Source organism: Micromonospora foliorum, assembly GCF_022229015.1.
GTDB classification, from domain to species: Bacteria; Actinomycetota; Actinomycetes; order Mycobacteriales; family Micromonosporaceae; genus Micromonospora; species Micromonospora foliorum.
Map to the genome: position 1 here is coordinate 1 of NZ_JAKKFF010000039.1, position 7,366 is coordinate 7,366.

6 protein-coding genes and 1 pseudogene are annotated in these 7,366 nt (G+C 69.1%); 2 read left to right on the plus strand and 5 right to left on the minus strand.

The annotated features are described in order from the left end of the window. The 3 genes and pseudogenes from PSH25_RS03945 to gyrB all read right to left on the minus strand — a co-directional run. Positions 1-441, minus strand: a pseudogene (locus PSH25_RS03945) (DUF3566 domain-containing protein); the annotation flags it as partial. 4 nt (positions 442-445) lie between these two features. Beyond that, complete coding sequence (gyrA, locus tag PSH25_RS03950) at positions 446-2,968, minus strand: DNA gyrase subunit A (protein ID WP_238657699.1); 2,523 nt, start codon at positions 2,966-2,968, stop codon at positions 446-448. A 130-nt stretch (positions 2,969-3,098) separates the two neighbouring features. Next, positions 3,099-5,045, minus strand: a complete 1,947-nt coding sequence (gene gyrB, locus PSH25_RS03955; protein ID WP_238657700.1) for a DNA topoisomerase (ATP-hydrolyzing) subunit B — start codon at positions 5,043-5,045, stop codon at positions 3,099-3,101. Between the two features lie 522 nt (positions 5,046-5,567). Here gyrB and PSH25_RS03960 point away from each other — a divergent pair. Then, positions 5,568-6,122: a hypothetical protein gene (locus tag PSH25_RS03960; protein WP_238657701.1), complete on the plus strand. Its 555-nt coding sequence runs from the start codon at positions 5,568-5,570 to the stop codon at positions 6,120-6,122. Here PSH25_RS03960 and PSH25_RS03965 read toward each other — a convergent pair. Continuing rightward, positions 6,107-6,595, minus strand: coding sequence for a MarR family winged helix-turn-helix transcriptional regulator (locus tag PSH25_RS03965; RefSeq protein ID WP_238657702.1), 489 nt, complete (start codon positions 6,593-6,595; stop codon positions 6,107-6,109). The two genes, PSH25_RS03960 and PSH25_RS03965, sit on opposite strands and share 16 nt — an antisense overlap. Before the next feature lie 125 nt (positions 6,596-6,720). On the opposite strand from PSH25_RS03965, the gene PSH25_RS03970 reads away from it, so the two are divergent. Then, a complete protein-coding gene (locus PSH25_RS03970) occupies positions 6,721-6,948 on the plus strand; it encodes a hypothetical protein (RefSeq protein WP_238657703.1) in 228 nt (75 codons plus the stop codon). Positions 6,949-6,957: 9 nt separating this feature from the next. Here PSH25_RS03970 and PSH25_RS03975 read toward each other — a convergent pair. Next, a partial coding sequence (locus PSH25_RS03975; RefSeq protein WP_238657704.1) for a DciA family protein occupies positions 6,958-7,366 on the minus strand: 409 nt, incomplete at its 5' end.

The following is a 7,366-nucleotide window of genomic DNA, read 5'->3' on the forward strand; positions in this document are numbered from 1 at the left end:
ACCGCCGCTGGCCGGGCGGCCGGCAACGCCGGCGCGCGCGGCGTCCGGCTGCGGTTGGGTCATCCCGGGTGTGATCCGCGGCTGGGTGCCGGTGGACCCGGTTGACGCCGCCTGACCGGGCCGGACGCCGATCGGCTGGGTGGTCGTCGGACGGGCCGAGGGTGCCGCCGCCGGACCCGGGGAATTGGCGGCGGCCGACGTCGGCGCCTCGGCGCTGGCCGCCTCGGTCTTGTCGCCCGACCCGCCATCCTCGCCCGGCTGCTCCGGCGGGGGTGTCATACCTGGAGCCCTGGTGAACTTCGGGGCAGGCGCGTCGGCGGGGACCGTCGCCCGGCCCACGGCCGCGCGGCCGGTCGCTGGTGTGCCGCCCTTGGCGGCCTCCTCGTCGACCGGTTTGGCCGAGGTCCCCGTGTTCCCCGACTTCGCCTGTGTCTCCGTCATTCAACTAGTCCTGTTCGTCAGGCTCGTCGGCATTGCGAGCAATCGCCACGATAGTCACGCCGTCCGGGAGGTCCATCAGCTTGACCCCCATTGTGTTCCGGTCACGCGTACGGCGTACAGGCTTCACCGGAGTCCGAATGACACCACCATTGCTGGTGATCGCGAACAGCTCGTCGTCCGGATCGATCACCACCGCGCCAACCAGACCACCGCGCCGTTCGGTGATCTTCGCGGTCAACACGCCCTTACCTCCCCGGCCCTGCACCGGGTATTCCTCGATCGGGGTGCGCTTCGCGTATCCCCCGTTCGTGGCCACCAGAACGTCCAAACCTTCCCGCACGACCTCCATGGCCAGCAGGACGTCGTCGTCCGTGAAGCGCATGCCGATCACACCCGAGGTGGCCCGGCCCATCGGCCGCAACGCCTCGTCCGAGGCGTTGAACCGGATCGCCTGTGCCTTCTTCGAGACCAGCAGCAGGTCGTTCTCCGGCGCAACCAGCGCAGCACCGACCAGCTCGTCCTCATCGCGCAGGTTGATCGCGATGATGCCGCCGGAACGGTTGGAGTCGAACTCCTCGAGCCGCGTCTTCTTCACCAGGCCGTTCTTCGTGGCCAGTACCAGATAGGGGGCTACCTGGTAGTTCGGGATCTCAATGATCTGCGCTATCTGCTCGTCGGGTAGGAAGGCGAGCAGATTGGCCACGTGTTGGCCCTTGGCTACCCTACTGGCCTCCGGCAACTCGTACGCCTTGGCCCGGTAGACACGGCCCTTGTTCGTGAAGAACAAGATCCAGTCGTGGGTCGAGCAGACGAAGAAGTGGCTGACGATGTCGTCCTGCCGCAGCGTGGCGCCGCTGACGCCCTTACCGCCGCGCCGCTGCGAGCGGTACAGATCGACCTTGGTCCGCTTGGCGTACCCGGTGCGGGTGATCGTGACGACCACGTCCTCGCGGGCGATGAGGTCCTCCATCGAGACCTCGCCGTCGAACGGGATGATCTGCGTTCGGCGGTCGTCGCCCCACTTGGCGACGATCTCGCCAAGCTCCTCCGAGACGATCCTCCGCTGCCGCTCCGGCTTGGCGAGGATGTCCTTGAGGTCGGCGATCTCGATCTCGAGCTTGGCCAGGTCGTCCACGATCCGCTGCCGCTCCAGGGCGGCGAGCCGGCGCAGCTGCATGTCCAGGATCGCGGTCGCCTGGATCTCGTCGATCTCCAGCAGCCGGATCAGGCCCTGCCGCGCGTCGTCCACGGTCGGCGAGCGCCGGATCAGGGCGATCACCTCGTCCAGCGCGTCCAGCGCCTTGCCCAGACCGCGCAGGATGTGCGCCCGCTCCTCGGCCTTGCGCAGCCGGAACGCGGTCCGCCGACGGATCACGTCGATCTGGTGCTCGACGTAGTAGCGGATGAACTGCGCCAGGTTGAGCGTGCGCGGCACGCCGTCGACCAGGGCCAGCATGTTGGCGCCGAAGGTCTCCTGGAGCTGGGTGTGCTTGTAGAGGTTGTTCAGCACGACCTTCGCGACCGCGTCGCGCTTGAGCACCAGCACGATCCGCATACCGGTACGCCCGGAGGACTCGTCGCGGATGTCGGCGATGCCGGCGAGCTTGCCCTCCTTGATCAGCTCGGCGATCCGCTCGGCGAGGTTGTCCGGGTTGACCTGGTAGGGCAGCTCGCTGACGACCAGGCAGGGGCGACCCCGCTTGTCCTCCTCGACCTCCACCACGGCGCGCATCCGGATCGAGCCGCGACCGGTGCGGTACGCGTCCTGGATCGCGGTGGTGCCGACGATCAGGCCGTGGGTCGGGAAGTCCGGGCCCTTGACGATGCCGAGCAGGGCTTCGAGGGTGGTCTCCTCGTCCTCCTCCGGGTGCTCCAGGCACCACTGCACCGCCGCGCCGATCTCGCGCAGGTTGTGCGGCGGGATCTTGGTGGCCATGCCGACCGCGATGCCCTCGGAGCCGTTCACCAGGAGGTTGGGGATCCGCGACGGCAGGATGGTGGGCTCCTTGGCCCGGCCGTCGTAGTTGTCCTGCAGGTCGACGGTGTCCTCGTCGATGTCCCGCAGCATCTCCATGGCGAGCGGGTCGAGCTTGCACTCGGTGTATCGCATGGCCGCGGCCGGGTCGTTACCCGGCGAGCCGAAGTTGCCGTTGCCGTCGACCAGCGGGTAGCGCAGCGACCAGGGCTGCGCCATCCGGACCAGCGCGTCGTAGATCGCCGAGTCGCCGTGCGGGTGGAACTGACCCATCACGTCACCGACGACGCGGGAGCACTTCACGTAGCCGCGGTCCGGACGGTAGCCGGAGTCGAACATCGCGTAGAGGATCTTGCGGTGGACCGGCTTGAGGCCGTCCCGGACGTCCGGCAGCGCGCGACCGACGATGACGCTCATCGCGTAGTCGAGGTAGGAGCGCTGCATCTCCACCTCGAGCCCGACCGGTTCGATCCGGTCGTGCGCGACCACCGCGGCGATGGCCTCGGCGGGGACCTCGGGCTCGTTCGGTGTGGACTCGGGAGAATCGGTCACTGTATACCCTTATCAGACTCAGAGTCGTTTTCGTGCTGTGGATAACGGCTGTGGATACCGGCCAAGCTGTGGATAACTCTGTGGACCGCCGGATCGGCCGGGCACCGCCCGGCCGATCCGGCGCAGTCCGTCAGATATCCAGGAACCGCACGTCCTTGGCGTTGCGCTGGATGAACGACCGGCGCGCCTCGACGTCCTCACCCATCAGCACACTGAACAACTCGTCGGCGGTCGCCGCGTCGTCGAGAGTGACCTGACGCAGGGTACGCGTCGCCGGGTTCATTGTGGTTTCCCACAGCTCGGGATAGTTCATCTCGCCGAGGCCCTTGAAGCGCTGGATGTCGTCCGGCTTGGCGTTCGGCTTCTTCTGCTGGCGCAGCGCGATCAGACCGTCCCGCTCGCGGTCGGAGTACGCGTACTGGGCGTCGTCGCCCTTCTTGTTCCACTTGATCTTGTAAAGCGGCGGGGCGGCCAGGTAGACGTGCCCCATCTCGACCAGCGGACGCATGAAGCGGAACAGCAGGGTGAGCAGCAGCGTCTGGATGTGCTGGCCGTCGACGTCCGCGTCGGCCATCAGCACCACCTTGTGGTACCGCAGCTTCTCCATGTCGAAGTCGTCGTGGATGCCGGTGCCCAGCGCGGTGATCAGCGCCTGGACCTCGTTGTTCTTCAGCACCCGGTCGATCCGGGCCTTCTCCACGTTGAGGATCTTGCCGCGGATCGGCAGGATCGCCTGGGTCCGTGGGTCGCGGCCCTGCTTGGCCGAGCCGCCGGCCGAGTCACCCTCGACGATGAACACCTCGGACTCGCGGGGGTCGGTCGACTGGCAGTCGGCCAGCTTGCCCGGCATCGAGCCGGACTCCAGCAGCGACTTGCGCCGGGCCAGCTTGCGCGCCTGCTGGGCGGCGATCCGGGCCCGGGCCGCCTGGGAGGCCTTCGTGATGATCATCTTGGCCTCGGCCGGGTTGCGGTCGAACCAGTCGACCAGCCGGTCGTTGCAGACCCGCTGCACGAAGCTCTTCACCGGGGTGTTGCCCAGCTTGGTCTTGGTCTGGCCCTCGAACTGCGGATTGGCCAGCTTGACCGAGATGATCGCCGCGAGACCTTCGCGGATGTCCTCACCGGAGAGCTTCTCGTCGCCCTTGAGCAGCTTCTTGTCGGTGCCGTACCGGTTGACCACGCTGGTCAGCGCGGACCGGAAGCCCTCCTCGTGGGTGCCGCCCTCGTGGGTGTTGATCGTGTTGGCGAAGGTGTAGACCGACTCGCCGTACGACTCGTTCCACTGCATGGCGATCTCGAGGGACATGCCCTCCTCTTCGGCCTCGAACTCGACCACTGTCTTGTGGATCGGGCTCTTCGAGGCGTTGAGGTGCCGGACGAAGTCCGCGATGCCGCCCTCGTAATAGAAGGTGACCTCGCGCTGCCGGCCGTCCTCCTCCTCGGCCACCCGCTCGTCGAGCAGGTGGATGCGGAGGGCACGGTTGAGGAAGGCCATCTCCTGCAGGCGCCGGTAGATGGTCTGGAAGTCGAAGTCGACGGTCTCGAAGACGTCGGGGTCGGGCCAGAAGGAGACTGCCGAGCCGGTGCGGTCGGTGGTCTCGCCCTTCTCCAGTGAGCCGGGCTTGGAGTTGGTGTAGTGCTGCCGCCACACGGAGCCGGACTTGTGGATCTCGACGAACATCTTGGTGGAGAGCGCGTTCACCACGGAGACACCGACGCCGTGCAGACCGCCGGAGACCGCGTACGCCTTGCCGTCGAACTTGCCACCCGCGTGCAGGATGGTCAGCGCGACCTCGACACCGGGCTTCTTGAGCTTCGGGTGGAGGTCGACCGGGAAACCACGGCCGTTGTCGGTGACCCGGACGCCGCCGTCGGCGAGCAGCACCACGTCGATGGTGTCGCAGTATCCGGCCAGCGCCTCGTCGACCGCGTTGTCGACGACCTCCCACACGAGGTGGTGAAGACCGCGCTCGCCGGTGGACCCGATGTACATACCGGGCCGCTTGCGAACCGCCTCCAGCCCCTCGAGAACGGTGATCGACTCTGCGCCGTACTCCTGCTTGTCCTGCGCTGCCACCCTCGGCCACTTTCTCGCGTCCGCCGCGCCGGTAGGGGCGCGTCGGGCGCGGGTTCGGCGGACAGGACGCGACGTCGGCGCGCGGACCGGTGCCGGAGACCTCCGGACAGCGGGTCGAACGCGCCGGTCGCCGCGGTTGCCCGCGGATCGCGATCGGCTCGACCCGACGTGGAGAATGAATCTGGGGCCACCGGCCCCGTCCCACTCCCGCACCGGGTCTTCGTCTCGCTGTCAATCCTACTGTGCGCGGAGGACAGAACCACCACTCGGCACCCTCAGCGAGGCGGCTGAGAAGTCCATAGCCGGCAGAACCCCGTCGCCCACGACTCCCCCCACACGCCAGGCCCCCATCGCACGCGCCGCCCCGGAACGGGTTGACCCGCGGTCGGGCGGGTCGGGGGTCGCGGCCGAAGCGTCCGTGCCGTACGTTTGCGGCGCCCCGGAACCAGCCTTGATCTTTACCGGTTGGAACCGGGACGATCGACCCGATCGACCCGACACGTGCTCTTTAAGAGGTGACAGATGGGGCTGGACAACGTCGCGGTGCACTGGCCGCGGACCGGCCGCTTCTACGATCCGGTCGCGCCGGCCGAGTTCGTCGACTTCGGCGAGATCGTCGACCTGCCGCGCATCTCCGCGCCGACCGCGGCGCTGGCCGAGCTGATCGCGAAGACCGGCACCATCCGGGCGACCGCGTACACCGAGTTGGTGGATCTGCTGCTCGGCCTCGAAGGTGTGTTGTATGCCACAGACGCCGCCGCCGAGGACGAGGACCCGGTGATCGACCCGGACGGGTGCTCCTGGATCGCGAGCGGCATCGAGCGCTTCGTGGCCGCGCACCGCCCGAACGGCGAGGCGGTCACCTTCGAGTCGGTGAGCACCGTGCTGCGCTCCCTGCTCGGCGACGGCCGGTTGGCCGAGCAGCAGCTGCGCTGGCTGGAGAGCCGGCTGGACGCGCTGCGCGACGAGCGCGGCGACCCGCCGCAGTGGAACTTCACCTGCGCAGAGCTGGGCGTGCTGGCCGCGTTCTACCGGCGCTGCGCCGAGCGCGGGTTCGCCGTCTACGCCGACGCCTGATCCGCCGCGTCGGCCTCCGTGGAGGCCGGCCGGTTGGCGGCCGAGATCAGCTGCGTGAGCACCGCGTGCAGGTGTTGCAGATCCTCGACGGGCAGCCCGAGCCGCTGCACGATCGCGGCCGGGATCAGCTCGGCCTGACTCCGCAGGGCGGCACCGCTGGCGGTGAGGGTGACAGCGAGGCTGCGCTCGTCGCTCGGGTCGCGTTCCCGGCGCAGGTACCCGGCCGCCTCCAGCCGCTTGAGCAGGGGTGACAGCGTGCCCGGGTCGAGCTGGAGCAGGCGACTGAGGTCGCGGCCGGACAACGGCGCGTGCTGCCAGAGCGCCAACATCACCAGGTACTGCGGGTGGGTGAGCCCCATCGGCTCCAGCAGCGGCCGGTAGACCGCCACCACGCTGCGCGCGGCGACCGAGAGGGCGAAACAGACCTGCTGCTCCAGGGCCAGCGGGTCGACGCCGTCCGGTTGTTGGCTCATCGGTTGCCCTCTCTGCGCACGATGACTATCGTACCGATCATTGGTACACCAACCATTGGTGCCCCAACGGTCTGCTCGTGCGACGGGCGAGCACCGGCGAGGCGACGCGGGGAAGAGGGCGGCAGATGAGCGAGGACGGCGCGATCACCAGGGCCCCCGGCGAGGGCGGCCGATTGATGCGGTGGGCCTTCCGGCACCTCGCCGGCCCCGCCGAGGGCGTGCAGGGCGCGGTGCAGGGCGGCTCGGCCGAGGCCCGCGAGGCGTGGAAACGCGACCTTGCCGAGCGCAAGCGCTTCACCCGGGAGCAGCGGGAGCGCAAGCGGGCAGCCCGCGAGGCCGACCGGCGCCGTTGAACGGCCGGTTCAGCCGTAGGTGTCGCGTGGGCCCCGGCCGCGTACCCGGCGTGGGCCCTTCCCCCAGGAGGGCGCGGCCGGGCCGTGGATGTGCAGCTTGCGCACCACGTTGTGACCGACCTCGCTGGCGATCTGCTTGAGCAGCGAGCCGGCGAGCAGCCGCAGCTGGGTGGCCCAGGCGGTCGAACGCGCCTCCACGGTCAGCTCGCCGTTCTCCAACTTCACCGGGCGACTGTTCTGCGCGACCTCCGCGCCGACGACCCGCTCCCAGGCGCCGAACACGGTGGCCTCGGCCGCCGGCTGCTGCCAGCCACGCGCCTTCACCAGCCGGTTCAGCACCGCGCTGAGCGGCTGCGGATCGCGCGGGTCGGGGCCGGGGCCGGAGTAGCCACGCAACCGCCGCCCCGAGCCGCCGGCA

Bases quoted from the DNA above. Each gene is read 5' to 3' on its own strand.
- PSH25_RS03960 (WP_238657701.1), top strand. From the start codon at position 5,568: ATGGGGCTGGACAACGTCGCGGTGCACTGGCCGCGGACCGGCCGCTTC.
- PSH25_RS03965 (WP_238657702.1), bottom strand. From the start codon at position 6,595: ATGAGCCAACAACCGGACGGCGTCGACCCGCTGGCCCTGGAGCAGCAG.
- PSH25_RS03970 (WP_238657703.1), top strand. From the start codon at position 6,721: ATGAGCGAGGACGGCGCGATCACCAGGGCCCCCGGCGAGGGCGGCCGA.